The 26791-nt window shown below is 66.0% G+C and carries 19 protein-coding genes; 5 read left to right on the top strand and 14 right to left on the bottom strand.

Going from position 1 to position 26791, the window contains the following annotated elements; all coding sequences use genetic code 11:
- The first annotated feature begins 108 nt into the window (after positions 1–108).
- Positions 109–2931, top strand: a complete 2823-nt coding sequence (locus tag ACY34I_RS23475; protein ID WP_462757215.1) for a type I restriction-modification system subunit M — start codon at positions 109–111, stop codon at positions 2929–2931.
- A 236-nt stretch (positions 2932–3167) separates the two neighbouring features.
- On the opposite strand, the gene ACY34I_RS23470 is transcribed toward ACY34I_RS23475, so the two are convergent.
- Genes ACY34I_RS23470 through ACY34I_RS23450 form a run of 5 tightly spaced genes read right to left on the bottom strand, consistent with a single transcriptional unit; the run spans position 3168 to position 10063 of the window.
- Positions 3168–4559 (bottom strand): Wadjet anti-phage system protein JetD domain-containing protein, encoded by a 1392-nt coding sequence (locus ACY34I_RS23470; RefSeq protein ID WP_462757214.1) that lies wholly within the window; start codon positions 4557–4559, stop codon positions 3168–3170.
- Positions 4552–7644, bottom strand: a complete 3093-nt coding sequence (locus ACY34I_RS23465) for a coiled-coil domain-containing protein (RefSeq protein WP_462757213.1) — start codon at positions 7642–7644, stop codon at positions 4552–4554. The genes ACY34I_RS23470 and ACY34I_RS23465 overlap by 8 nt, the downstream gene beginning before the upstream one ends.
- A complete protein-coding gene (locus ACY34I_RS23460) occupies positions 7607–8236 on the bottom strand; it encodes a hypothetical protein (RefSeq protein WP_462757212.1) in 630 nt (209 codons plus the stop codon). Before ACY34I_RS23460 ends, ACY34I_RS23465 begins: the two co-directional genes overlap by 38 nt.
- Complete coding sequence (locus ACY34I_RS23455) at positions 8233–8796, bottom strand: hypothetical protein (RefSeq protein ID WP_462757211.1); 564 nt, start codon at positions 8794–8796, stop codon at positions 8233–8235. Before ACY34I_RS23455 ends, ACY34I_RS23460 begins: the two co-directional genes overlap by 4 nt.
- The gene (locus ACY34I_RS23450; RefSeq protein ID WP_462757210.1) at positions 8789–10063 is read right to left on the bottom strand and encodes a hypothetical protein; all 1275 of its coding nucleotides are present in this window, start codon (positions 10061–10063) and stop codon (positions 8789–8791) included. Before ACY34I_RS23450 ends, ACY34I_RS23455 begins: the two co-directional genes overlap by 8 nt.
- Positions 10064–10684: 621 nt before the next feature.
- On the opposite strand from ACY34I_RS23450, the gene ACY34I_RS23445 reads away from it, so the two are divergent.
- The 4 genes from ACY34I_RS23445 to ACY34I_RS23430 all read left to right on the top strand — a co-directional run bounded on the left by ACY34I_RS23445 (position 10685) and on the right by ACY34I_RS23430 (position 17687).
- The gene (locus ACY34I_RS23445; protein ID WP_462757209.1) at positions 10685–11452 is read left to right on the top strand and encodes a hypothetical protein; all 768 of its coding nucleotides are present in this window, start codon (positions 10685–10687) and stop codon (positions 11450–11452) included.
- A gap of 67 nt (positions 11453–11519) precedes the next feature.
- A complete protein-coding gene (locus ACY34I_RS23440) occupies positions 11520–15803 on the top strand; it encodes a hypothetical protein (protein ID WP_462757208.1) in 4284 nt (1427 codons plus the stop codon).
- A 92-nt stretch (positions 15804–15895) separates the two neighbouring features.
- Positions 15896–16237, top strand: a complete 342-nt coding sequence (locus ACY34I_RS23435) for a hypothetical protein (protein ID WP_462757207.1) — start codon at positions 15896–15898, stop codon at positions 16235–16237.
- 103 nt (positions 16238–16340) lie between these two features.
- Positions 16341–17687, top strand: coding sequence for a hypothetical protein (locus tag ACY34I_RS23430; RefSeq protein WP_462757206.1), 1347 nt, complete (start codon positions 16341–16343; stop codon positions 17685–17687).
- A gap of 98 nt (positions 17688–17785) precedes the next feature.
- On the opposite strand, the gene ACY34I_RS23425 is transcribed toward ACY34I_RS23430, so the two are convergent.
- The 9 genes from ACY34I_RS23425 to ACY34I_RS23385 form a co-directional block, all read right to left on the bottom strand.
- Positions 17786–17986, bottom strand: a complete 201-nt coding sequence (locus ACY34I_RS23425; protein ID WP_462757205.1) for a hypothetical protein — start codon at positions 17984–17986, stop codon at positions 17786–17788.
- Positions 17987–18079: 93 nt separating this feature from the next.
- Positions 18080–18652, bottom strand: coding sequence for a DUF6431 domain-containing protein (locus tag ACY34I_RS23420; protein ID WP_462757204.1), 573 nt, complete (start codon positions 18650–18652; stop codon positions 18080–18082).
- Positions 18653–19069: 417 nt separating this feature from the next.
- Entirely contained in the window at positions 19070–19267 is a 198-nt protein-coding gene (locus tag ACY34I_RS23415) for a hypothetical protein (RefSeq protein WP_462757203.1), read from the bottom strand.
- 60 nt (positions 19268–19327) lie between these two features.
- Positions 19328–19690, bottom strand: a complete 363-nt coding sequence (locus ACY34I_RS23410) for a hypothetical protein (protein ID WP_462757202.1) — start codon at positions 19688–19690, stop codon at positions 19328–19330.
- 261 nt (positions 19691–19951) lie between these two features.
- The gene (locus tag ACY34I_RS23405) at positions 19952–20191 is read right to left on the bottom strand and encodes a hypothetical protein (RefSeq protein ID WP_462757201.1); all 240 of its coding nucleotides are present in this window, start codon (positions 20189–20191) and stop codon (positions 19952–19954) included.
- A 234-nt stretch (positions 20192–20425) separates the two neighbouring features.
- Positions 20426–20623, bottom strand: a complete 198-nt coding sequence (locus ACY34I_RS23400; protein WP_462757200.1) for a hypothetical protein — start codon at positions 20621–20623, stop codon at positions 20426–20428.
- A gap of 490 nt (positions 20624–21113) precedes the next feature.
- The gene (locus ACY34I_RS23395) at positions 21114–22253 is read right to left on the bottom strand and encodes a 5-methylcytosine restriction system specificity protein McrC (RefSeq protein ID WP_462757199.1); all 1140 of its coding nucleotides are present in this window, start codon (positions 22251–22253) and stop codon (positions 21114–21116) included.
- 1 nt (position 22254) lies between these two features.
- Positions 22255–23769, bottom strand: a complete 1515-nt coding sequence (locus ACY34I_RS23390; protein ID WP_462757198.1) for an McrB family protein — start codon at positions 23767–23769, stop codon at positions 22255–22257.
- A gap of 159 nt (positions 23770–23928) precedes the next feature.
- Positions 23929–26601, bottom strand: coding sequence for a DEAD/DEAH box helicase (locus ACY34I_RS23385; RefSeq protein WP_462757223.1), 2673 nt, complete (start codon positions 26599–26601; stop codon positions 23929–23931).
- Positions 26602–26791 lie beyond the last annotated feature (190 nt).

The raw sequence follows: 26791 nt of genomic DNA, 5'->3' as shown, positions 1-26791 counted from the left end.
GCGCCCGACTGGCGCGGCTGATGTGGACAGCGGTCCCAAGATGCCGCCCGGACCATCTGATACAACTTCTGATGTGGGCATCGGCTCGGTGTGCGGGGTAGTGAACGCGTGACGACAGACTTGACATCGTTGCTGTGGTCTGCGGCCGATCTGCTTCGAGGCGACTTCAAGCAGGCCGAGTACCACGAGGTTCTTCTGCCCTTCACCTTCCTGCGACGGCTCGAATGCCTCGCCCACCCCCGGCAACCGAGCATCCTCGCCGACGTCCAAGGGGCGGACTCCTTCCTGGCGGACGTCACGGACCTCGTCGACGACATGGCGGTCTTTCGCTTTGAATTCGAGCATGTCGTCCGGCGGCTCGACGACGCGCGTCTGCTCCGGGGCCTCGCGGCGCGGTTCGCGGCCGTCGATCTCACCCGCGCCGCTGTGACGGACGAAGAGATGGGTGACGTCTTCTCGGATCTGGTCCGGCACGGTACGGACCTGTCATCCCAAATGGCGGGGGAGTTTTCTACACCACCCGACGTCGCGGGGCTCCTGGCCGGTCTGCTGTTCGCGCCGGACACCGAGAGGCTTTCCCGCCAGGTGGCGAGGGTCCGACTGTACGATCCGGTCTGCGGAGCCGGTGGAACATTCACCGCGGCGAGCGACGTACTGCGCGGCGGTGCGCAGCTCGACGTCTTTGGCCAGGACATCAACGCGCACAGCTACGCCTTGGCCCGCATGAACCTCGCGATGCGGGGTATCGACGCGGCCGGTGTGGCGCTCGGCAACACCCTCACTGATGATCGCCACGCTGGGGAAACGTTCGACTACCTGATGGCTCATCCGCCTTTCGGGGTGGAATGGACCAAGGTGGCGAAGCAGATCAAGCAGGAAGCGGCGCAGGGAGCTGCCGGCCGATTCGGTGCCGGACTTCCCCGGAGCTCCGACGCCTCTCTGCTGTTCCTCCAGCACCTGGTCGCCCACATGCGACCGGCCGAGCAGGGCGGTGCCAGAGCGGCCGTCGTTTTCGCGTCGAGGCCCTTATTCGAGGGCGCTGCGGGCTCGGGCGAGTCTGAGATCCGCAGATGGGTAATAGAGCGGGACCTGCTGGAGACCGTCGTCGCTTTGCCCGATCAGCTCTTCCCCAACACCAGCATAGGCACCTACATCTGGATACTGTCGAACCGCAAGGAGAACCCGCGGCAGGGCAACGTCGTGTTGCTCGACTGCCGTCAGCGTTTTGCCACCACACGCGGCAAGCTGGACGACAAGCGTAAGTACATCACCGCCGAGCAGATAGCCGATATCATCGCCATCTACCGGGCGGCGATCGACGGCCGCACCCCGAGCAGCGGCCCGGCGATCGTGATACCCGCTGCCGAGCTGGGTTATCGGCGCTTCGCTGTCGACCGTCCACGGCGCGGTGACGACGCAAAGCCGGGAGCCGACCCCAATCGCCGGACCTTCCACGAGCTCCCGCTGAACCGGGACGTGAATCTCTTCCTCGCCAAAGAGATCCAGCCGCGGACGCCAGATGCCTGGATCGACCCTGACACGATCAAAATTGGCTACGAGATCCGGCCGTATCATTTCTTTGCTATTCCGCTAGGCGTTGAAAATGTTCCGCTCGGCGAGGTGGTGGAATTCGTTCCCTCGGCACGGCGTCCCGATGCGGACAGCCCGCTGCTCACCGTGCAAGATCTCAGGACCGCGTCGTCGGCGACGGACCTACCGAGGCTCGGCGACTCGGAGCGGCGGCCGCGCTTGGGGCTGACGCCGTGCGCCGACGGTGACATTGTCGGCCGCCCGGGACTTTGGCGGGTCCTGCCAGCGTCGTTCGGCGACGCCGTGACCCCGCTCACGGTTCTCCGCCCGATCAGGGGCGCGGCGCGGGCGATTCAGGAGTGGCTGGATTCCGCGCAGAACGCAGACGTTGCCGCCCACGGGCGGCTTCGGGACATTCCCGTTCCTCTGCCACTGATCGACGACCCACACGTCGACGACTGGCTCGATGATCTGCAGCGGACGCGCGCCGACCTCTCCCGCGTCGTCTCGACGCTCATGCCCAACGTCTTCGACGACCTGCGTGGCGACTTCCCCCGGCTGCGGCGGAACCTCGCCGCCACGATGTCCCAGGCGAGGCTTGCCTCGGAGCTCGTCCAGCCGCTCTCCGACCCGGTCTGGAGCGCCGAGTGGGCCTATCCCTTCCCTATTGCCACCCTTGCTCGGCAGTATCGGATCGCCACGTCTCTGCCGCAGCGCAAGGAAGCCCTGCTCAAGCTCGGCGAGAGCATCGCGCGGACGCTGGGCGTCCTAGCGCTCGCGATACTGGCGGAGCGCAACGGCGGCGTCCTCAGCGTCCGGCTTCGCGACCGGTTCAGTCGCGGTGCGACTTTCGGCACCTGGACCACGCTGATCCGCGAAATCGTTCAGCAGGGCCCAGTGCCGGAGCTCGGCGAGCTCGACGGCTTGCTCGGCGACGGCGGGCCACACGAGCTTCTCCTCCGTATTCAGCGCGCCCGGAACAGCTCGGGCCATGCCTATGGCGTTCGTGCCGCCCACGAGCTCGAGGAGGAGATCGCGGCCATCGAGCCGGTCGTCGTCGCCGCGCTGGAGTCCGTCAGCTGGCTCGCGCAGCTGCAGTTCGACCTCGTGGACAGGTGCGAGTACACCGGTAGCGTGTTCCGTTTGATCGGTCGGCGGCTGCGGGGCAGCCACCCGGAGTGGGAGCCCTACGAACGCCTGGTGGCGGAGCCGGTTACACCCAACCAGGTCTATGTCAACAACCTCGCCTCGACCCGAACGATCCGGCTCGCACCAGTCGCGAAGACCCAGCTCTGCCTCGGCTGCCGCCAGTGGGAGCTGTTCATGCTCAACGACATCCACGGCGACGTCGCGACGTTCCGCAGCGGCCGCGACCACGAAATCGAGCAGGCGCTTACCTAATACGGGCAGCCGCCGTCCGTGAATCAGTGCTGATGCTCGAGGTTGAGGTGGCATGTGTAGTGGGATCGTCGGGCTTGGGCTTGATGCCGCCGTCGCCAGCCTGACCAGTGCAAACGGTGGGTGAGGTCGCTGATCGGGCGGATGATGCAGGCGTTGATAAGGCCGCGGACTTCGTTGACCGTGAGCTTGATCAGTCCGATGTCGTCCGCGGACTGACCTGACTTCCAGCCGGCGGGTTAGCGTTCGAGCTCATGGAGTTGATCGGCGAGCTGGTCGAGGACCTCGTCGTAGAGCGTCTCCTGTTCGCAGCCAAGCCCGCCAGATTCGGCGATGAGGTTCGCGAGGTCGCGCAGTGCTTCCGGACCCTCGATGGCCATCTTCTTAGCGACGCGTTGTGATTCTTCTGGATCGTCTGGTTGGTACTTCGTTGCATTCGCATATAGGTCAACGCTCATGCCGACCGGCGTGAGATCGCGTTCAAGGCGGCAGGAAAGGCTGTGAACGATTCTGATGCCATAGGCGTCAAGATCGCACCAAACGGCGATGGGCAGATCGCTTATGCACCGGAGGAAAGCAACGGTGCCGTCGGCGACCGATCCCTTGCCCCAGACACAGAGCCAGGTGTCGGTTACGTCCCGGCGGAGACAGACTTGCTGAAAGGTATCGGAGTTCTCGACAACTAGGACCCCACGAGCGCTACGCTCAATCCGGCCGACCAGCCGCACCCCCTCAGCGGGAAGGCCGATCCATTGCCCCTTAGAGGCATCGGCGATTACAGGTCCGACGGACCACCGCAGCGGGCCTTGGACTCGGATCTCATAGTCCGCCTTGTCGAGGGCTTGGTCGAACGGCATGCCTACGAGGTTCTCAAATGCCTGCTGGCGTGCCGGCGTCCACTTCTTCGATCCACCGAGGGCTTTTCCGGCGAGTTCCCTCATTGTGAGGCGGCGTTGACCACTATTCTGGACGGGCCACCAAACACTGGCGGCCCGGATGGCGGCCTCGTAGACCGGCCACGCGCCAGCTTGAGTGCGCGACCCGGAGGGCGCACGAAGCGGGGTTCCGGCCTCGATGGCGGCTAGCAGCGCCTGCTCGTGGGCTAGTTCCGGCACACCGTTCATAACGTTGAGCAGTTGTGTGCGAGCGGCGTCTGGCGGGATGCGTCCGCGCAGTTCCTGCAGGAGGTCATCTGCCTGGGACGCCCAAGCATGTGTGAGTCGCCAGCTACGGGGCGTGAACCTGAGCACGTCGACGTCGCAGCGTACGACGACACCGCCTGCGCGAATCAGGTCAACGGCCACGGGCCAGGCTCGCTGGTCGAACCTCGCTTCGATGGTGGCCCAGCGCCGGCTTGATCCTGTCTCAAGGACCCATATCAACTGCTGGGGAGCGAGTGTGGATGGCGGGTAGTACGCATCTACAGATTCCCGTGCGACGAGATCTACTTCGGTGACTCTTACGCGGCGCTTGCGGTCGCGTGGGACTCGGTCGCCGGCGGGTCCAGGTCTTGGCACAGTCACTGCCGCGACACCATCTGGTAGACCAGGCAGTGGGACTTCGACTCGACCGTACGCCTCGCCGATGAGGAGCGGAACGTTGATGGCGTTCGGTGATTGGTTGTCAGACATGAGCTCGGCCCGCCTTGAGCCATTCGGCGGTGAGTTCAACTCGATTGCCGTTTTGGTCGTGGCCCCACATTCGAGTTGGTTGATTGTATGAGTCGCTCGTAGTCGCATGCGTGAACCAGATGAGTTCGCCGAAGTGATCAGCGGCGTCCGGGAGAACAGAGTCCTGACAGGTTCCGAGGATCGTGACTTGCTGCTGTTCAGCGACCGAGTGAAGGTTTGTCAGGACTTCTTTGCGGTTGACGTCACCGAGGCTGTTGCCCAGTTCGTCGAGTATCAGGACGCGGCCGAACGTATCCGTGTCGGCGAGCAGTGCAGCAAGGACGAGTTGAATCGCAAAGACCTTAACCTGAGCTCCGTTGGCTACTTCTTGATAAGGAACCATTCCTCCGCTGCGGGACCGCCGCCATTTCGGCGTTACCTCCCATCGCCAGCCGGCGGCACCTTCCGGCCGCATGCTGACAACTTCAAGTTCTGCGCCGTACAAACTCAGGCGGTTTAGAGCCTGGCTGACACTGCGTAGGACACCCTCAATGTGGTGCTCTATCATTCCTTGGACGGTCTTTAGCCTCTCGCCGCCGTTTCCGACTTCGATACGGAGTTCCTCCAACGCCTCTTGGCGAGTAGCTCGAAGCTTCTCGATGCGGGACCGCGTGACGGCGTCGCGGTCGGCGTGCCCACTCAAGCGGGTGGAGAGAGGGCTGGCAATTGCGGCAAAGGTAACGGCGGGCGGTTCCGTCGGTAGCTGCTCAGCGAATTTTTCTCGCTGCTGTGCCGCGTCGGATATGTCATCCGGGATGTCATCCCGGCCAGCGAGGAAGGTCCTCATCGCGTCATTGAGCAGCTCGCTCGCTCGGCGGAGAAGGGTTTGCAGTCGGGCTTTGGGCGCTCCGGGCGTTTCTTCGAGCAGGGCCTTCGCCTGTTCCTCGTCGCCGCCCCACTCGCGGCGCCATATCTCAACCGCCAGCCTTTCTCGCGTACTGCGGAGATCCTCCAGTCTCTTGAGGCCGTCAGCCTCATGCGCGCGAGCCTTCTCCAACGCCGCTTCCGCAAGGGCCACGAGATTACTGTGGCCCACAAACCGATCTCGTGCTGCTTCGTATCGTTCCCATTCCTCCTCCTTCTTGGCAAGGGCCTCAGCGATCTTCGGGTCAAGAGCCGCGATCTGTCGGTCGAGATCGGCTTCCTGACCGGCGATCTCCGTAAGGCGCTTCTTTGCTTGCGCCGCCCTGTGCTGGATATTGGCCAGAACCCAACGGGCGTCGACTGTTCGCACCTTGGCTTCTGCTTGCTCCTTCCGGTTCTTGGCCTCCTTCAGCCGGGCGCTGGCGCGACGTATTTGTGCTTCTCTACCAATGAAGGGTTCGACAAATCCACCCAGCGTAGTGGAACGGAGAGTCTCTTCGTTCACCCGTGGAGGAGATGGATTGAATGTAAGTCTGGCCTGAAGGGTGGTTATGAATTCGTGAAGACCAGCCGGGTAATGGAGGCCGGTTATTGTCAGCCGCTCGCTGCCATGCTCAAATGGGTCGGCGCCGATGAGCTGTGCGCCAGGCTCATTTGCAAAGATCTCGTGGAAGTCCGCAGGGTTTATTGGTGGCACGATGACAGCATCACGCCAAGGCCAGAGTCTTGGCTCCCACTCTTCACGAGCCATGTCGTCAACGTCGAGAACGTCAGTTAGCGGAAACGCCGTTACGCCTCTCGCTACGAGCCGTTCTGCGAGTAGTCCTGCGTCGCCTGCACGCCCTATGCGTGCTCGTTGCAGCGCCGCTTCAGCAGCTAGTACATTTTCCTTCGCTGTGCTCAGCTCGGAGGCCGCACCCGATTTTGCCTCGGTTGCCTCTGTCAGCTCCTGCTGCGCATCGGCCAACGGCGTGCCGTTCCATCGTTCGGCCTGCGGAAGGAGTAGGTTGCGTTCGTCGATCAACGAGCTCTTTCGAGTCGCAAGGCTGGTTCGTGTGTTCGTAAGTTGTCTGTGATTTCTGTCAGCGGAATCGTAGTCGAGCTTCGCCTTACGTTCGTCCTCGGCAAGATTAGTTGCAGAGCGAAGCTCTCCCAGCTTGCCCGCAGCCTCGGCAGCCGTAGCCTTCGCTGATTTGTAAATCTCCTCGCGTTCGGGCAGTTGGGACGCAAGGACGCGGTCTTGATCGAGAACACGTAGGTACTGCTTCGCCAAATAGAGCCGCCACTGGAATTCAGCATTCTTGAGCGCGGAGCGGGCGGACTCACGGGCAGTGACTGCGTCAAGCTCTGCTTCCTCCTCCTTCCACGCCCGGTCCGCGTCTCGCTCTGTTTCGGTCAGGTTCCTGCGTTGCTCCAGGACTTCGCCGCGTTGCCGTTCTTCCTCGTCGAGCTTGGTGGTCAGACCTGCTAATGCGATGAGCGAGCTTCCGATCTCGGCGGGCTGCATCTCGGTCATTTGCTGACTGAGAAGGGACGGGATGCTTGGCCGTAGCGACGTGTCGAGATAGGTTAGGCAGCGGGGTGCCTCTCCATAGAGTTCCTCTGCCATTCGTCTAGCTGAAATCGTGCTATCCGCTGGCATGGCTTGCCACAGTGTATCCGCTTGAAGGACGCGCTCGTCGTCGGTTGTAGCATCGGCGACGTAGATCCCGTCAACCCACCGTGCTTGCGCGTACGGCGCGTCGGACGCTATACGGACCCATACCGTCAGCGCCGAGTTCGCTGGCTCCGTTGGTTCCGTGAAGACGCCGACTATGTACCCATATGGGGCTGCGGTGACCTTCAGTAATGGATCGATTCCCGCGGCGTCGGGCTTGAAGAGTACTCCACTAGCGTATTTTCCGCCGTTGGTATCGAGGCGCCACTGCGGGTCAGCAAGGAGTATCGATACGGCCGCGAGGAAGCTAGTTTTCCCTGATCCGTTCGAGTCGCCCTTGGGTCCGACGCCCGAAACTGCAACAAACTTACCAGGAATAATTTCTACAGGGTGGGTAGTTAGCCGAGCTATGTCAAAGGTTTGGACGGCCAGGAGCTGGCGAAACCCTACAATCCCGCGTTCAGGCACTTTCCTGGTCTCCTCGTTGTCACTCGTTCGCGCCGTCTCGGGCGCCTGTGCGAGCACGTCGGCGTCGACGTATGGAGTCGGCCAGCGCGCCGTCGGGCTCGGCCAGCAATATCAGCTCGTCGAACAATGCCGTCGACGTTGCGGGAGTGAGGCGGTAAAACTGTGGCCCGGGCACAAGCCCGCCGTGGGCCGTGCGCACGATCCCGGCGTCCTGAAGGCGTCGGAGTGACGACCTGATCGTCGTGCCAGGGATCCTGGTATCACCCAGTCGTTCGCGCGGCACTGGGCGCGCCTGCGTCCACGGTGACTCGGGAGGTATCTTGCCCTCCGCACGTGGAATAACGACGGCGAAAAGGAAGACCAGCGCAAGGACGGCGCGATCCTCCCGCCGCAGAACTCCGCAACCCTCGTCCGCGAGTTGAGCCGCAATCTGGTCGTCGTAGCCAGACAGGAAGCCGCTACCGGCCTTGACCAAGACGCGTCCGGCCGCGGCAAGCACCTTCTCAACGACGTCCCGAAGGGCGGGCTCCGCGAGCGCGCGGAAGGCAGACATCGGCAGCGGCTCGGTCGCTCGTTCCAGGGCGTAGACGGCGACGACGACGTCGGCTCTGCGGTTTGGCGGCAGTGCGCTGAGGGCCGGCGTCGTCACGATTGATCGCGTCCCCGCGGAAGCTCATCGTAGCGACCGCGTAGCTTACTGATATCGGCGTCCGTCCACGTAGCGACCTCTGGGCCTAGGCGGACGGTACCATCTCCAAGATCTGCTGCGATCAGGCCGCAAGCCCGAAGATGTCGAAGCGCTCCTTTCCACACCCGTCGCGCGGCGTTCTGTGACGCCGATGTGGTGGGCAGACCGACCGTAAAGTGGTCGAGGGCGGCCAAGATGTCGTCCTCGGGCGCGGCCTGCCCGGGGTACAGGGACTCGCTTGGATTTGGCCAGCAGCAACCGATGCAGGCAGCCAAGGTGAGGAGGACGGTTGGCGCCGCGCGGCGCAGGCTGTCGGCATCGGCCCCGAACACGCTGCCAGGGTCGTAGTCCTGGTCCCAGCTCAGCAGGAGAACGCGCACACCGCCATCCCCGACGACGTCGATAATCCTCCGGGCAGCATGCTCAGCGGCGCTGTGCAGCGCGGAGAACTGACTGCCGTCCACCGGCACCTCCACCGTGCGAAGCGCTCGCATGCGTGCCAATGAAAGCGGGTCAGACACGGGGTGCCCCTTGCGTTTCGGAGTCAGCGTGGATCTCAACTGCGACGTGCGATCCGGCAAGGCGGTGCAGGGCTATCGGGGTAACGTGGCTGACCGGCCCGATGGAGTCCACAATAAGCGCTTCTGACAGTTCCACCCGGACGGGGATCGACGGGTCGGCATGAGCGCTCAGGGCGTCTGCCACAATACGTGCGGCGCCTCGCCAGGACGCGCCTCGAATGCGGCTTGTGAGGTCCACGTCGCTTCCGCCTTGCAAATGAAGCTCTACCTCTGCAGCAACCCTTGCGCGCTCCGCGATCACGCGATCACGCGCCTGGTCGATTGGGTCAGGCCCGGGTGGCATCGCGGGTGGACGCGGCGGGCGCTGACGGGCCGGACGGGGTCGGTGTTGCTCGACAGCCTGGATAACCTGCTCGGGTGTCACTACCAGAGTGGCGGGGTCGAAGATGGTCCGCGCGAACGGCGTGGCCAGCTCCTCCAGAGTGGAGTTCAGGGCGGCACTCAGGTACTGCTCTGGCAATAGCATTGAGAAGTCTCGCCGGGCTGCGGCCTGCTCCAGCAGTCGATCACAGAATTCATTGACCGCGGCAGAGTACCGAAGTGCTTCGCCGATGAGCCGCGAGCCGAGCCCAGCCAGATCAGGAAAATTCTCAGCCACGACGGTTACCAGCATCTTCGCCTCCGACAGCAACTGGTCCGTCGACCGGTGATGGCTCCGCTCGGCAAGCAACTCCTCCCACGGCCGCGCGCGCACGAGATGCTGGAGGTGGCCAGCAAAGATAGACAAGCCTCGCCTGGCCCTGGTCAGACGCTCCAGGAGTGTCTCTCGCCGAATCTTTCCCGCCATCAGCTCCTGTCGAGTACGGTCCAGGAGCGCCATGATCTCCTGAACGCCGCCGACCTCTCGCAACCGCTCAAACACAAGTAGCGCTGCGACGCTGGTCGGGTTCAACACATATCGGCGCTGATGCGGCTTTTCCCGGTTGCGACGAAGCAGGCCCATCGACACAAACAAGTCAAATCTTGCGTCGAACGCGTTCGCGGAGATCGTTTTACTGCAGACAGCGGCAAGCTCGCTGCGGGTCAGACCGCCATCGGCGTCGAGGTCGCCGAACGCCTCGTACACGGACTCCGCGATTTGAAGGACAAGAGGGTCCTTGGAGACGGCGTCCACATGGTTCGCCACTGGCGCCACGAAGGCATTGACCCTGTCGGGAAACCGGTCCGGCGATGCGAGCCTCGCCAGCAGGTCGTCCTGTCGATCCACGTCCCTCACTCCTAGGAAGAACGATTGCCTCTCTGACTGCTTCAGCGGGCTGCGGTTTGCGCAGCCCTGAACACTGCACGAAGCACTGAGAGTACAGCCGGTCACCCCTACAAGCCGAGGAACCGAACTGGCCGACACCAAGCAGCACCCCTCAACGTGACGTCGCTGCCGCCCTGGTCTATACACCCACGCCGGCTGACTCCACTGACTCGGGCTGATCCCGGCTCGCTTCGCCGGTGTGAAGGCAGCCGCGCCGGGCCGCTTGGCGAGACACACCCAGTCCGTCAGCGTGTACTTGGCTCTGCACTCTATGCGTACCCCGGCAGGTGCCGGGGTACGGCATAGAGTGCAGAGGTGCGTACGGGGGATCTGCAGAGGTGGGCACCGATGGGCGCCGTTCGGCCGGCCCACCTGGCGACTGCTCAGACGACTGCTGCGAGCCGCGTGAAGCCCTCCTGAGCTGCCGGTTATGGCATGCAGGTGTTCACCCATGCGGGGCGTACATGATCACCGCGACGCCGACGGCAAGGCGGGCGCTCGACACGACGGTGGGTCCTGAGTGGGTGGCTCGTCTCCGGCAGTCGCGCGGCCGGGTGGGGTGTGGGCCGGTAGCCTCAGGCGATGTCGAGCAGCGAGGCGTCGGACGGGCGGTCGGCGGCGACGGCGTTCATCACGGGCGGTGGCGGCTTCACTTTCGAAGACCATGTTGGTGCGTGGCTCGCCGCTGGGATGGCCGCTGGCGAGATGCCGCTGGGCGTCGGGGTCGCGGTCCCGGTGGAGGTGCGGTTCCAGGGCAGTGCGTCGGGGTTCTTCCTCGACGACATGGTCGTCACCGGTGACGCGGCCGGTGGGCCGCGGTGGTCGGCGTCGGTGAAGTCGTTCGACATGCTGACCGGAGCCAGGCTGCACACGGAGTTCGTGGAGGCCGCCTGGCGCGACATCCTTACCGACAGGTTCCGGCGCGCTGCAGACCGGGTCGGTCTGGTGTCAGGGTCTGCGGCGCAGGGCACCTGGGTCGAGCTCGGGGAGCTGATCGGGGAGGCCGCCGCCGACCAGGCTGGCATCGCCTCGCGGATCGGCGTGCCCGGCGCGTTCAACGAGGCGAAGCGCTCGCTGTGGGAGTCGGCGAAGTGTCCGACGGAGCTCGCCGAGCAGCACGGGGTCAACGTGGACTCCTCTCCCGCCCGGCTGCTGGCCTTGCTTCTGCCTCTGCGTCTGGACTTCCTCACCCCTACCTCCCAGGCGATCGCGGACGCGATCCGGTGGTGCCGCGCCGCGCTCGTGCCGCAGCAGGCCGGAAGGGTCGCGGACCTGTGGACAGCGCTGCTTGAGGTGGTCGCCGACCTGCGGCCCCAAAGGCGGGGCAGTCACCTGGCAGCTTCTGGCTGACCGGCTGGGCGGGCAGTTCGCGTTCCAGCTGCGCCCGGATGTCGCTCCCGACTGGAGCCTTCTCACCGTGCACACCACCAACATGACGGCCCGGGTCCGGGACCGGCTCGGCGACGACGTGGTCCTGGTCCGTGACGACGTGACCGCCGTACTCGCCGACGCTGGGGCGGTCAACGTGCTGTCGGGGCCGTCGGGGTGCGGCAAGACCGTGGCGGCCAAGAAGTGGCTGACCGCCCCGGGCACGCACCGGGCGGTTTGGCTGTCGGCCGCGGACCTCGAGGCCGGCGTCGGCGCGCGACTCGGGCTGACCCGGGGCCTGGAGGAGGTCCTGGCGCTTGCCCCCGGAGAGGTCCGCGTCGTCGTCGACGGCCTCGACCGGGTCTACACCGACGAGCCGTTCGCCGCGACGGCCGCCCTGGCACGCCTCTCGGCCGCCACCGGCGGCCGGATCCGGTTGTTGATCACCTCGCAGCAATCGGAGTTCCCCCGAGTGTCGGAGCACTTGGTGCAGGCCAACGGCCCGCAGACCGCCCCGCTCGTGATGGGGGACCTGTCTGACGCCGACGTCAATCTGGTGTTGCGCGGGCACCCGGACCTGGCCGCGGTGGTCGTCGCCGGTGGGCTCCGTGGCGTCCTGCGTCGCCCGAAGGTCCTCGACCTGGTGCTGCGGATGCCCGGGGCTACGGTTGCCGCTATCCGTGACGAGCCGTCGATCGCTGGCTTGTGGTGGCAGCGGCTGGCCGGCGCGGGCCCGAACGGCGCCACCCGCCAGACGTTGCTGCGGCGGATCGCCGTCGAGCAGGCCGACCGTCTGCGGGCCCACACTCCCCTGGACGACCTCCCGGTCGACGCCGTTGGGCTCGTCGACCAGCTGCGCGTTGACGGGATCCTCTCCGAGGTCGACGGCCGGGTCTCCTTCGCCCACGACCTGTTCGACGACTGGGCGCTGTTGCATTACCTGCGCTCCCGCGACGACGTCATCGGCGTGATCGCGGAGAAGGCGGCGCTCCCGTCGTGGCACCGAGCGATCCGCCTGTACGCCGCCGGCGTGCTCGGCGAGCACGGTGTCGACCGGTGGGAGGCCGACCGGTCTGCGCTGGACGCCGCCGACCAGCCGCTCGTGGCGGACTTGTATCTCGACGCGGTGTTCTACGCCCACGACGCCGACCGGCTTCTGGGCGAGCTGTGGTCGCGCCTCGCCGCCGACAGCGCTCTGCTGGCACGGCTGCTGCGCAGGTTCCGGTTCTCCGCGACCGTGCCAGACTCCAGTTGGATCACTGTGCTCGCCGACATGCCGGACGTGGCGGTGTACGCCGGCGCGCAGTCGCGGCTGCCGGTGTGGCCGCTGTGGCTTCCGGTCCTGCGCGTCCTGGCGGCGGAGCATGAGACCGCGGTCGCCTCGGCCGCCCCGGAGGTCGCCGCGATCGCCGACCTGTGGCTGCGACGCGCCCCCGACACGTGGCCGGCCCGCGATCAGGCTGCTGTGATCGGCCTGGCGGTCGGACGGCACATCCTCGCGCACACCGACGGCGGAGGCTTTTTCGACGACACGGTCGAGCCGGTGCTGTGGCGGTGCGTCATCGCCGCCGGCGCGGTCGAACCCGCCGCCGTCGCCACCTTCCTCGACACGCTGCTGCCCCATGTTGACAGCCAGCTCGAGCACAGCGTCCAGGTCAGTGGCCGCCAGCGTCGCGGCCAGACGGGACTCCGTGCAGCCTTGCTGGACGTCGACACCGTGATGCCGTTGCTGCCGGCGTCCGCCCAGATGGCCCGGGACCTGGTGCTGCGGGCAGCCGTCGACTCCGACCGCCATCACCGCCATCACTTCCACCACCGGCTGCGTGACGGCCTCGGCATCGCCAGCGCCCCGCGCTCCTTCGATCCGATCCCCGAGTGCGGGCCGTTCCGCGCGATGCTCATCAACGCCGAACCGCAGGGCGTCGACGTGGTGCTCGCCCTCGTCGAGCACGCGACCACCCATTGGAGACGCACCCGCAACGCCCCGGTGTCAGGCGGCCAGGAACCCACGCAGGAGCGGCCGGCGTTCGAGCTGCTAATCGACGGCGCGCCCGTCGCGCTGGTCGGTGACGCCACCGTCCTGGCCTGGAGCCACGGTGGCCACCAGGTGCCGGACATCCTGGCGGCGGCGATGATGGCCCTGGAGGCCCACCTTTACCAGGCTCTCGACGACGGCCGCGACATCACCACGCTCCTCGTCCAGCTCACCGGCAGCCGATCGGTCGCGACGTGGGGGCTGCTCGCCGATATCGCCCGCCACACTCCTGCACTGCTGGAAGGCCCGCTTGCGCCCCTGGTCACCAGCGCCGACCTGCTCGACCACGACCGGATGAGCGTGGCGATGCGCTCTTTCAGTGTGCTCCCGCTCGTCATGGATCCCACCCGGGCGATGCGGGCCCGCAAGTGGCACACCATGGACCATCGCAAGATCCCGCTCCTGGAACTGGTGCACCTGGGCGCATTCGTCACCGGCCGGCTCACCGAGCAGCTCACCGCCGCCCGAGAGCACTGGGCCGCGACAGACGCGCACCGGTGGCGGGTGATGCTCGCCGCGACCGACATCGCGAACTACCACGCTGTCCGCGCCACGGACGGAAGGACCTACCTCGTATACACCCCGCCGGCGGCCCTTGAGGAAGAAGCCCGCGAGATGCGGGACCACCTCGACCGCGATCGCGCCTGGATGGTGTTCGCCCACACCATGCGCCGCAACATCACCGACCATGTCCGCCCCAGCGACACCGAGCTCGAGGAGCAGTGGGCCACCGTCCAGCCCCAACTCGACGCTCTCGTCCCGGACGCTGAGTCGCCGAGCTCGATCAGCGGTGTGGAGGACCTGCGGTGCGGGTACGCGGCGTGGCTGGTGCTGTGCGCTCGCGACTGGCTGCGGAACCACCCCGACCGCGAGGCGTGGTGCAGGGCCGTGCTGCTGCGCCCCCTCACCGGCCCGACCGCCACGCGGTCCCACGCAGACCCAGACAGCCCCTCCGACGATGAACGGGACGTCTTCTGCGCCGAAGCGCTCACCGCCCTGTGGGCCGAGACCCCCGACGACGTCACCGTGCGCGCGGCCATCGCACGGCTGCTGCTCGTTCCCCGCCGCCTCACCCTCACCGCCGTGATGCGACTCGCCGCCGCACACCCCCGCCTCGCCGACGACCTGCGCCGGCTCGAGCACCTGACATTGCACCGCGCGCGGCTGTCGATGTGTCACTACGACATCGACCCATACTTTGAAGAAGCCGACGACCTCGACTTCGACACCGACATCGACCCGGAGGAAGCCGATGGACTCGACGTGGACCAAGAGGACGACGAGCCCGGTCACGGCCCGATCGACGGCCTCCCGGAGCTGGAGGCGGCCGCCGAGGCCGCATTCGACGCCTTCGCCAACGGCAGCCTGCCCGCCGAGGTGCCCCGGCTGGCAGACTGGATCGCCACTACCCTCGCGACCAGATTCCCCGACGCCCGCGACGACCGCTCCCGCATACTGCGCACCCTCGACCTCGGCTACCTCGTCGCCTCCCGCCCGCACTTCACAGCCCTTGCTGCTGCGGCGGATACGCTCACGCGAGCCCGGGCGGTCGAGTTCGCCGCCGACCTCGCGACGTTCCTCGCCTCCGGGCTGACCCCGACCAAGGCCGCCAATCGTTCTCCCCGCTACCCCAACGACGAGGAACGTAGCGCTCTTGAGCTACTCGCTGACATCACGATCAGCGCCAACGCCACACAGGCCCGGACGATCTGGGAGCCGATCCTCACCCTCGGCGCCACCGCCTCCTCCTGGGTGGACAACTACCTCAGCCAGGTCTGGAAAACTGCCTGCGCGAAGGACCCGTGGCCAGCAGCCTTCCCCACCCTAGTCGCAGACATGCTCGACTTCGCCACCACCGCCAGCACCTGGCAGGGCCACTCCGGCAGGGGCGTCCTGGCGCTCGCCGTCGCCGGCCTCGGCGAGTGGGGGCACTCGCCGGTCAGCGAACAGCAGACAGCCGCCATCCGCGCAGCCGTGCCGGCGTGGTCGACGTGGTTCGGCGCGCACATGGGCCACGACGACTTCGCCTACGCAGCCGTCCGCTTCTTCCGGGAGCCGGCTGCGACAGTGTTCGTCCACGACGCCGTCAGCTGGCTCGCCGATCGCGAACGCTCCTCTGCCCCCACCAGTGAGCGATTGGATACCGCGGTCACCGAGTTCCTGGTCACCATCTCCACCCGCACCCCTAACCCTCTGCACGGCACCGGCCCCACCGCAGACAACGGACGGCAAATCCTCGCCCGCCTCCACGGTCGAGGCGACACCGTGGCCGGCCAACTCCTCAACAGCCTGACCTGACCGCATCCCACCACCGGCCAGCCACATTGGCGTTCGACCAGGCAACTGCGGACCTGCTCTGCTCGGACCGCCAGGGGTCCCGCAAAACGCAGATGGCCGTCGCGTTGGCGGTGGCTGCCCGCCGCGCCGTGTTCACCGTCTACTTCACCATCCCGAAGTCAAAGGGCTCCGAAGCCTCCAGCGTCGTCATTACCATGGGCTGTGGCGATCTTCGTCCCTACTTCCCGGGCCAGGGCCACGAAGACTGGGCCCTCGACGACCCCGCCGGACAGGGCATCGACGCCGTCCTGCCTATCCGCGACGACATCGGGTCTGCTGTAGCCGCCGGGTGCTCCCCTTGCGACGCCGGCTACGACGACATGGCCACGAACTCCACCGCCTCTGCTCCGCGGACGGGAAGACCAGGGCTCCCCAACGGTCACCGGTCGACCTGATGCGACCTTGCGGTGTCTGCTTGATCCACAACCCGCGATTCCACTTGCGGAAGGCGCCCGTAGGCACCGATGATGCGCCCTCCGACCTCTACCTGGAAACCAGATGCGAAACTCGTTGATGGGCCGGTCTCTCGGCAATCAGATCGACGTTATCCTGACCCACCCTCATCATCAGCAGACGCTACGCACGATGATCGAGTTGATCGGAGACCTGCGGCGCTGTCAGCGGGCAGTGGACCTTTACGAGTTCCAAGAGCGGCTGTTCCGGTTGGTGCTAGAAGCCGAACGGCGCCGCAGCGAGATCAGCCGCGTCGTCAAGCGACTCAAGAAGCCCGGCGGGAAAGTGCCGCGCGGTGCGCCTAACCTCGGCACAGGGCTCGACCCGTCGGACCTTGATTCGTGGCTGCTGGAAGACGAGGTCTTCGAGCGGATCTGGCGACAGCTCAAGTCGATCGGTGACGCCCTTGCCTGGCGGGCGTTCGGGTATGACCGCCGCGTCATCGTAGCTCTGTCCCGTAACGCCTCCCCCGGCCTGATGCAGGGCAAGGAGGGCCTGGCCAAAGAGCGCGAGTTCATCCAAACGGCCTGGCGCGACAACGGCCAGTTTGTGCTGCACCACGACCTCACCGCCGCGTTACGAGTCGGCGACCTGAGCGTCTTCCACAACGACGGCAGCATCCTGCTCCACGAGGTCAAGACCAACAGCAATCGCCGAATCAAGAGGCAAGACCAGCTTCTGATCGACACGTCGATGGTCCTGGCCGACGAGGCTACGGTGCTGCCCAGCGGCTTCGCCCCCGTGCGCACGCAAATCCCTTTCGTCACGAATCTACGCGGCCTACGTGAAGTGCTTGGGCTCGCTCACGAACGCACCGGTATCCAGGCCGGTGTCGTCTCGCCCGGCCGGGCCGTCGTCGCTGCAAGCCAATACACCGCCGCCCACCACTACCGCGAAGACACCTTCGGCGACCGCTTCTCGACCGAGCTCGACCGATCCCGACGCAAGATCGGCGCACGGTCCCCCGAACACGCTCTGACGATGACGAGCGTCGACTCGGCCGCCCGCTGGCCCACTCGACCGCCATGGGCTATCTATCCTGTGGCACCGGAGGTTGCCGCCAGCCTCATCGCCGACGCGATGTTCTTCTTCGTCTGCATGTCCCCTGACGTGATCATCAACCGGCTCGCCGATGCTGGTGTGCAAGCGGAGTGGAATCAGCCGATCAACGGCTCGGCGAACTGGAGCAAACCACTACTACGCGTCGCGGCCACCAGCGGCAGCCAGCTCCGGTTCACGTCGCTGAACCCGGAGGCCATTGCCAGTCTCATGCTGGAGTTCATCGACCTACGCGCCTGGTGCCGCCAGGTGGCCCTGATGCTCACCGGCGATGTACCCACGGATACCCGCCCGTGGCCATGCTTCACCGACGAGTACAAGGCCTGGGTATGACAGTCGCCATCAAATCCAGCGGTGCCGAAGCCTCGCGCGCGCTGCGGATCTGAGGTTCCCGGGGCAGTCCCGAGGGTTGGCGCCATCGCCCATCGGGCTCACGACACCGCCGAAGGGCAGAAGTGTCCCGCCAACGTCGAGAACAGCAGCGCACTATCAGTCAGCACGCAGCCCGATCCCGTGCTCGGCCATGCGGCGCACACCCGCCTCACCGAATTCAACATCTGTTGCGCGGCGCTCAAGATGAGGATGAGGGCGTCACTCAGGATGAGCATGAACGAGGCGGTATTGGTGTTCATGGTGACGCCGTCATCCTCACACTGACGGCGATATCTATCGATGAATGTGCGCCTGGTGGTAGGCAGACTGGTCCCCCGGCCAAGGCTTGTTGATCATGTTGGTGCGAGGAGCCTGCCTCGGGTGAACACGCCGATGAGCGCCCACACTCCGGCGTGTCGCGCGAACCGGCGCCGCCAGGCGGCCACCGCGGCGGCGAGCGCGACCAGCGCGTCACCCAGCGCGGTCGGCTGCGGGTCGAACCCGACGGAAAGGATCTCGGGGTCCAGCAGCGCGGCGTGGCTGATGCCTTGCCGGTACAGCCAGCCAAGATGCGCTCCGCGGGCCGCGCGCAGCCAGCGGCGCACGGTCGAGGGCGGCCGGCCGAGCTCGGCGGCGATGCGCCGCCAGCCACGCCCAGCGGCCTTGGCCAGCAGCGCGGCACCGATAACCTCGACGGCGTCCGCGCGGCGGGGCAGCAGCGAGCTGGGCAGCAGGACCTGGGTAGCACGGCAGGTGGTGCAGCGGGCCCGGCGGGGCCGCACAGCGCGGGTGGAGCCATCAAGCTGGCGGACTCGCCGGCTGGCCGCGTACGCCCACGGACGCAGCACACCACCGCACCGGGGACAGGTCAGCACGCCGGCGGCCAGGTCGGTCTCGACCTGATCCGGCTCGGCCACGACGATCACGGCACGCTGCTCCTGCCACGAGTAGGAGCCTTGCCTACCACAACCCGGCCAGCCCAGGGGCCAACCCGCGTTGCCCGGACCAGCCGTAACCGCCCACATTCGACGGAGCGGGGCGGCCTTCAGGCGGCGTCACCGTGAGCACGACCGCCGCCCAGCCCGCCGCCGTAGATCCGCTGCCGCGCACCGTCAGACCGCGTTCGTGCTCACGCTGACGACGCGCACGAAGGCCCACGGGCCCGGATTACATGCTCATCGTGAATGACGCCGGACGGCTTCTACATCCTCATCCAGAGCGCCGTCCAACAACATCCGGCCAAAGCTGGTGCGCGGCCCAGTCCAACCACTCACGCGACGGCTCATCTGAACCGCCCCGGATCTTGTAGAGACTTTGATGGGTCCGGTCCTACCAGCGGCCCCCTAGCGTTGGCGGAGGGTCCTGCCCAGGAGGAGGTCCGGGGCCCAGACGGCGGACAGGTCCAGGAGTCGGCGGGCCTCAGCCAGGCTTGCCTCCAGCGGCACGCCGCACAGCTCCAGCCCCTCTAGGAGCGCATCCATGGTGGTGGGCGTGATCCAGCGTGCGTCCGGCTCCGGGTCCGGGAGCGTGGTGGCGGTCATGCCGCCACCATACGGGCGGGGGTATGCAGGACTGCGCCATCTCAGGCAGCCAGGGAGGGGTCAGCGCCGGGCCAGTTCCTCTCTGACGGCGTTCACTGCGTGGTCACGGAGGTATTCAGCGAAGCCCTGTGCTTCCTCCGGTGTCTCCTCGCATACGTAGTAGTCATTCCCTGCCACCACTCCGCTTGAGGTGATTGGCAAGGGGTTGGAGTACCGGTCCTCCATCCAGAGCCCGTAGACCACCTGCGGCGCGCGCCCCGCCACCTTCTGGAAGGTGGCCTCATGGAGCGACAGCGCTGCCAGGAGTTCGGACGTGGATGCCTGGGTAAGGCGCTGGCCCCGGACCTTTGCCAGCCCCTCGCCCATCGACCAGGCCGCCCAGAGCGGCTTTGCCACGGAGATCACGATGGGTTGTTCGGTCATGTTCTGTCCTCTTCGGGCGGTCAGGCTTGAAGCGACCAGGGTACGACTAGCCGGAGACAGTGCGGCCAGGGAGGGCTCCTCCCCCCTGGCCGGGTACTTCACGCACTTACCTCCAGAGGAGGAGGAGGTAAGTGCGAGTGCCAAGTGTTCGAGTAGCGCGTAAGTGCGTGTAGTGTTTTCCCAGCTCAGAGCCGGTTTCCGGGTTAACTGCTCGGTGAGTGTGGTCAAGTGCTGCACTCACCGGGCACTTACCCTGGCCGCCTACTCCTGGCCGTCCGCGTACTCCGCTGGCACCCAGCGAGCGCCCGCCTTCACCAGGAGTCTCTTCGCCTTCAGGGCCTTTGTGGCGGAGTCGAAAGCGTCCCACGCCTTCAGGAGCACGGCAGCCACCGCGGCGACCCGCTGAGAAGTGGCACCCTCGAGGCCTATGGCGAAGGACAGAGCATGGTGGGCGTCATCCTCGGCAGCTCGCTGGGTGCCCGAGACCGGCGGAAAATCCATGATGGCGACGATAATCAGCCTGTATGACAGGAGACCCGGGAGAGCTCTGAGCACATCGCTGGTTGCGCTTCACCCAGTACCCGCAGCCCGACTCAGCCCTGTGGTGTCCCTGTTTGCAGGGCCGGCCCGGCAAAGGCCCGAAGGCCGCGGCGCGGTGGCTGCCCAATCGCCGTCCCCTGCCGCACGGGTCGGTCGTCAGCTCAACCGGCATACCAGTTCCAGGCAGACGATGCGTCAACAGCCACCGTCGATCGTGCCCTCGTCGACTACTGCTCCGTCCTTCGCATAGACCACGATAACAGTCACGTCTGCAAGCTCGTCGCGCGCCCACACGCGAGCGTTGCGACACATCCAGTCGCCTGACTCTTTACCGGACGCGTCGCTGGCCACTGGTAGATAGACGTTCAGCTCGTCGTCGACTTGAGCGACCACTTTCGGCTCCACCCATGAGGGCGGACATGGCTCCTTGATGCCGCCACAGATTGACGACCTAAACGACGCGAACAGCGACGGATCGTTGACCAGCGTCGTAGGCGTCGGGCTCGGCTCTTGCCCGGGCGGCGCTGCTGAGGATGCCTCGGTGACTGCGGTGTGGTTGCTGCTCGGGGTTGATATCGATGGTGGATCCGCGCCAGTCGACCTGGCCGAACTGCAAGCGGCTGCGGCAAGCGCAGCGATGAGGGCGACGGTGGCGGATGGCCGGATTCTAGACATCAATACCTCATCCCTTACACGTGCTCGCTGCCGGGCCTCTGGCACATGGTCCTATCCGGATCGCACCGTTCACCGAGGTGCTCGCGGTCTTGCCTGCCGTCGATCCGCTCTGTGCGGGACGGCCCGACGCCCGGTGGCGGTCCTGCACCCGGCCGCAGCGTTGGCCCGTCATCCGGCCATCCTCGCCCATGCGCAGAGCCTCGATAGGTCAGCCATCTTGAACAGCCAATTCTTCGAGGGGAACGGCGATAGCCTCCACCAGGACGTTCCCCATCGTCATCTGCCTGCTAAGCGCCGCTGCCCCCGGGTATACAAGCGCAGCGCGGTCAACGTACAGCCGGCTGGCGTAGGTGAAGAGCTGGTACAGCTCCCCGGTATTCGGCCACTCTCTCCAGGGCCGATACTTCGCGTCGTAGACGGCGACGGGCCGCCCGTCACGCTCCACGACGAAGTCCGCCCGGGCCCGCCTTGCCGGACCAATATCCACCAGCGGGATGGGGTACTGGCTGTGCACCACGGCTTCCGGCTGGTGGCTTCTGAGCCACCGGCCGACATAGTTCTCCCAGATTTTCGTCATGTTGAACAGCACGCCGACTCCCCCGAGCCCGCTACCAGCAGGCAGTGCGGTCCGATGATCGAGGACGAGCCTCGATAAGTCATGGATCTCCGTATACCGCGCCGGCGGCCTCGGTAGCTGACGGGCCACCTCCTCTCTTCCATTGACGTTCCGAAAAACAGGCGTGAGCTGACGTAGCCGGACTTCGAGTTGCTTGTCCTGGTAGGTGAGCTGGCAAAGTTTCCCGTGCGCGGAAGCGATGAGCTGGTTGAGCGCGATGTCCGCGGTGAGGCGTTTGGCCGTCGTGACGAGACGATCAGCACGGCCGGCGTGGGCGTTCAGATGTGCGGTGACAGCTGGGACTCCGGCATACGGGGGCCTGGCCAACGTCGTTTGCCTGTAGCCCTTGGCCAGGCCTTGTCCCGCTATCCGCTCAGCCTCGCGGACGAACGCCAGCGCGATGAGGTCCATCAGACCAGAGCCGCCCTGGGCCGAAGTCACGTCGTGGCGTAGCAAGGTCGCCTTGCCACCCAAGCCGAGCAGAGCGGCCAAGTCGCGGAACGAGAATCTGCTCGAGATGTCGACGACGCGGCCGGTGCGTAGGCGGAACCTACCCACATACGGCCCTGGCTGGATGTCGTACACGCCTGCTTGTCCGGTGAGCGCGAGCCGCTCGACGACGCGGGGCTGCTGGGTCTTGTCCGCACTCCCCCGGGTCAGGCTCGTCAGTTCGTATGCTTCGTCCTGGCTGAGCTGGACGGTGCGCGTCTCGTACTCGGTGAGCTCGATCAATTCAGGCGCGCTCCGCGATGAGCGCCCGGACATCGGCGTCGAGTTGCTCAAGCTCGCGAGGCCGATCGAACCAGTGCTCCGCCAGGTACGGCCGGAGCTGGTACGACCAGATCCGTTCCGCCTTTGCCGCGTCAAAGCCCTCCGTCATCCAGTACGAGTGGCCAGGGCTGACGGGTACGTCCAGCCCAACGCGATCTCGGATCAACCGGAACAACCCGAGCGCTAGTTCTCTGTTGGCGGTCGGACGCGCGTCGGCCCAGCGGCTCAGCACATCCTCGCTCGGCAGGACCGGGAAGGCGTGGAATCTACGACGAAGTGCGAAGTCCAGCAAGGCCAGGCTTCGATCTGCGGTGTTCATCGTTCCGAGCACGAACAGGTTCTGCGGGACGGACATCCGTCGCTGCGAGTATGGCAGGGTGACCGGTGAGTCACCCCGATACTCCAGGAGGAACATCAGCTCTCCGAAGACCGCTGCCAAGTCCGCGCGGTTCATCTCGTCGATGACCAGCACGAACGTCTGGTCCGGCGCCTGCTGCGCGCGCTCGCACAGCTGAGAGAAGACCCCTGGGCGCACCCGATAGCTCAGCGCGCCCTCGACACCGACCTCCGGGCGCAGGCCTTCGACGAAATCTTCGTACGAGTAGGCCGGATGGAACTGGGCAAGTTCGATGTGTTGTGACGAGGTGGCCAGATGGCGGGCCAGGAGCCGGGCAATGTAGGTCTTTCCGGTGCCAGGTGGACCGTGGAAGACGGCTTGGCGCATTCCGGTGGTGAGCGCCGAGACCCACTCGTCGACCTGTTCTACCGGTAGGTAGCAGGCCGTGGCGACCTGCTCCGTCGTCATCTTCGCCTCGGTTGAGCTACTAACCTGCATTCCGTCGCTGGCCTCACCAGTGGCGTCCAGTAGCGACAGCAGGTTGTCCGGGCGAGCCCTGCGCATCATCTCCGTGAGGATCGCGTCGGCCTCCTGTGGCGTTACGCCGTGCTTGTCTCGCCACGCTCGTAGATCGGCGCAGAATGCCTCATAGCTGTCCAGGCTGTCCGCGCGGTACGACTCGTCTGTTTCGGTGGCCAGTCCGTCCATGGTGGCGTTGATGCATATGCCGAACCGCTCCGGGTCGCGGAGGTAGAGCAGGAAGCTCGGCAGTGACGATCCGGCACCGGGCAGGATCGAGCGGTCCCGGAACATCTGGCCCAGCACCTTCAGTGCGTCTTCGATCGATCCGCGCCAGAGCGGTATGAGCGTCTGGTTGAATCGCCTCGGGTTGCGGCCGAGTTTGGCCATGATCGCGCCGGTGAAGCCTGGTGTGAAGCGGTCGAATCGAGTCCGCCCTGCCTTCTCATGCTGGTTGAACAGCCGACCGAGCTCGATGATGTGCTCGGTGGACATGAAGCCAAGATGCTCGTTGATGAACCGCCGCGCCGCTTCCTCCGCATCACGCCGCGACTGCACGAACCGAGGACCGAAGGCTCGCCGCTCGTCGTTGATGATCTGATCTGTCGTAGCGTCGGTCACAGCTGCTCTTTCTCGTAGATCCGACAGGACACCGACATTCGGTATCGGCGCCTGTGTTGTCGTCGGCCAAGCTCTGCGGCACCCGATTCCTGACAGAGGCGCCCACGCAGCGGCCTAAGCAGCGGCCGGAAGGGCCTGAGCTACCGGCGGGAGTTCCGGTCACTCAACTCCGACGGTCTTGGCAGATGCTCGGTCGAAAAGGCGCTGACGCTCGGCGGCCAAGACCTCTCGGACGAGCTCCGCCTCAGACAGATCCACGGCCTCCGGGCTCGAGTCCGCCATGTCGCTGACCCGAGCGAAGTCGTCGAAGATTCGCTTCTTTCTCGCCAGCAGTTCGGTGATTCGTTGGTCGACGCCGTCCTCGGACAGGAGCCGGTGGACCTGCACGGACTGCACCTGTCCCATGCGGTGTGCGCGGGCGATGGCCTGCGCCTCGGTTGTCGGCTTGAGCTGCGGTTCACAAATGACGACGACAGACGCGGACTGGATGTTGAGCCCGACGCCGCCGGCGACGATCTGGGCCACGAGGACGGCCCCGTGCCTGGCGGACGAGAACTGGTCCACCATCTGCTGGCGTTGGCCGGCTGGTACAGAGCCGGTGAGTGGCCCGAACACCGGGCCGGGCAACGACCGGGCGACGAGGCCGAGGACCTCCCTGAAGTGGGAGAACACGATGACCCGGCGCTCGTTCTCTTCCGCTTCGCGGACGACCTCGATCAGGCGCTGCATCTTGGTGGACTGAGATCCTTCGAGCATCGCCGCTTGGCGCATCTCCATGAAGTTCCCGCGCTCGACCGCGCCCCGATACCGCGAGCTGTCTGCTCCGGAGAGGGGTAGCCATTCCTCGACCTCGATGAGCTCCGGAAGTTCGGTCAGCACGTCCTCCTGATTGCGGCGCAGGTACGCCGGCGCGATCTGCCGGCGGAACGTCCGCGGCGACAGGTCGCTGGCGTCCACGGTGAGATCCGGGCGTACGTAGGAGGCCAGGTTGCGGAACTCGTCGACCTTGTTCTCCAGAGGTGTGCCGGTGAGCAGAATTGCGCGTTCCGATCTCGCGACGAGTCGCTTGGTCCGGACCGTCCGCTGCGCTTGAGGGTTCTTGATGTAGTGGGCTTCGTCAACGACGACGCAGGCCAAGTCGCGGAGGTCCCGCAGTGCGCGTTCCCACCACGCCAGTGTCTCGTAGGTGGTGATGGCGACGCCGCCATCGCGCATCCACGTTCGGGCTGCGCGTTCGCGTTCCGGTCCGTGGACTCGGCATGCTCGCAGCTTGGACTTGGCTGCGACCTCACGGACCCAGTTGGTCACCACTGCGGCCGGACAGACCACCAGGAAATGGGTCTTGCCTCTGCTGTGCAGGTGCGCGAGGACCGCGATCGCCTCGACGGTTTTGCCGAGTCCCATCTCGTCCCCGATGATGACCTTGCGTTGCACGAGGGCGAAGCGGGCTCCGAAGCTCTGGTAGCCGCGCAGCGACGCCGTCAGGTGTTCGCCGTTGAGCGCCTGGTCGCGTACCGCCTGGATGATCTCTTCGGGGAGATCGCCGTGCACCGCGTTCTCGTCTTCGGTGACGAACCCCAGCTCGGCGAGCATGGCGAAGTAGTCGGCGGGTCGGGCGAGGAAGTCGTCCCACGGGTCCGCGCTGACGTTTTTCCGGCCGGATGCGGACGACATGCCGAGCAGTTCGGCTCGCCGTTTGACGATCTGGATGCTCTCGGTGAGTCCTGCGGCGGCGAGTTGCCTGGCCGGAATGACGAGGAGGTGGCTGGTTTCGCGGTGGATCGCTGCTCGCAGCGGTGCGAGTTCGGATGCACGTTCGAGGTCGGCGGCCGCTCCTCGGGTCTGCCGGCATGAGTCCCATTCGGCGAGGCAGCGCAGCAGCTGGGTGGTCTCCGGGTGGCGGTGGTTGATGTCGATGCGGACCGGCATCTCGTCGTACGTTGTCTGCCATATGGATTGCGCTGCTCCGAGCATGCGCCGTGCTGAGGTCTCCCCAACGCCGGGAAGCGTCTGGAGGGACAGGCCCCTGTTCAGTACCTCCTGCACGGTGCTGATCCGCGCCTCGGCGAGTGGCCCCAGCCGGAGTCGATCGCGGGTTGCCGTTTTCAGCGCCTCCGCGGGCATTTCCTGCAGGATCCGTTGGACCTCAGCGCGTCTGACTTTGTCACCCGCGTCGTGCGCGGCCGTTCGGTACGAGGATTCGCTGGCGACGACCTTGGCTATGGCGTCCAGTGCCTCCGGCAGTCCGTCGATGACCGACCGGTCCAGGATCTCGGGTGCCGGGCCGGTTTGCCCGGAGACGAGGTCGAAGCGGAGGGCCGGGTCGAGCATGGCCTCGAACCCGAGCCGTCGGGGGTCGACGGGCGCGGTGAAGGCGCCGAGCCGTTCCAACCGACGAGGCCCGTCGTTGCCGACGATCGCCGCGTGGTGGCGACGCAGGAGCTCGCCTGCCGCGACCGCCGATTGCTTCTTCGCGGACCCGGTGAAGAAGCGACGCAGTCCGAGCATGGGGGCCAGGTCGGCGATAGCGTTGGGTGCATCTTTGGTGACCAAGTGCAGCAGTGCGCGGTCGCCGGGCGTCAGCACGGGGAGCATGGCCCGCTCCCACAGGTGCCTGACGATCCCAGCGTCACTCGGGCGGAGTGCGAGCACACGCCAGGCGGCCTGGCCGGCCCGGCCCACCATGACACTCCGTGAGCGCATGACCCGTTCGTCACTGCTGGCCCCGGCCTGGACAGCCTGGTGCCAGGCCTGTGCGTCCTCGGCACGGTGGCGCCACTGCCTGAAGTCCGCCGTGAGGCGACGAATCTCTTCCCGCTCCGTCTTGTTCATGCCCACCGCAGAAATCGAGGGGTTTAAGGACGGTATCGTAGTGCACTCCTTACACGAACGGGCCCCCCTCGGACATCTGTCGGGAAGCTGACGCACGACGATTGCAGCCACCTGCTTATGCGGTCTGTGCCGATCTTGCGCTCGTCAGTAGTGTCGGTGCTCGTCGGTACGCTCTGCGGGCTGTCAATCA

It is taken from the genome of Micromonospora sp. RTBAU3-60 (assembly GCF_054963695.1).
The sequence above is the reverse complement of the archived record's forward strand: the minus strand, read 5'-3'. Positions and strand labels throughout refer to the sequence as shown.

Coding starts and splice junctions, on each gene's coding strand:
- ACY34I_RS23435 (WP_462757207.1), top strand. CDS start 15,896: ATGGCCGTCGCGTTGGCGGTGGCTGCCCGCCGCGCCGTGTTCACCGTC.
- ACY34I_RS23385 (WP_462757223.1), bottom strand. CDS start 26,601: ATGAACAAGACGGAGCGGGAAGAGATTCGTCGCCTCACGGCGGACTTC.
- ACY34I_RS23430 (WP_462757206.1), top strand. CDS start 16,341: ATGCGAAACTCGTTGATGGGCCGGTCTCTCGGCAATCAGATCGACGTT.
- ACY34I_RS23445 (WP_462757209.1), top strand. CDS start 10,685: ATGTCGAGCAGCGAGGCGTCGGACGGGCGGTCGGCGGCGACGGCGTTC.
- ACY34I_RS23425 (WP_462757205.1), bottom strand. CDS start 17,986: ATGAACACCAATACCGCCTCGTTCATGCTCATCCTGAGTGACGCCCTC.
- ACY34I_RS23470 (WP_462757214.1), bottom strand. CDS start 4,559: ATGTCTGACAACCAATCACCGAACGCCATCAACGTTCCGCTCCTCATC.
- ACY34I_RS23410 (WP_462757202.1), bottom strand. CDS start 19,690: ATGACCGAACAACCCATCGTGATCTCCGTGGCAAAGCCGCTCTGGGCG.
- ACY34I_RS23405 (WP_462757201.1), bottom strand. CDS start 20,191: ATGGATTTTCCGCCGGTCTCGGGCACCCAGCGAGCTGCCGAGGATGAC.
- ACY34I_RS23415 (WP_462757203.1), bottom strand. CDS start 19,267: ATGACCGCCACCACGCTCCCGGACCCGGAGCCGGACGCACGCTGGATC.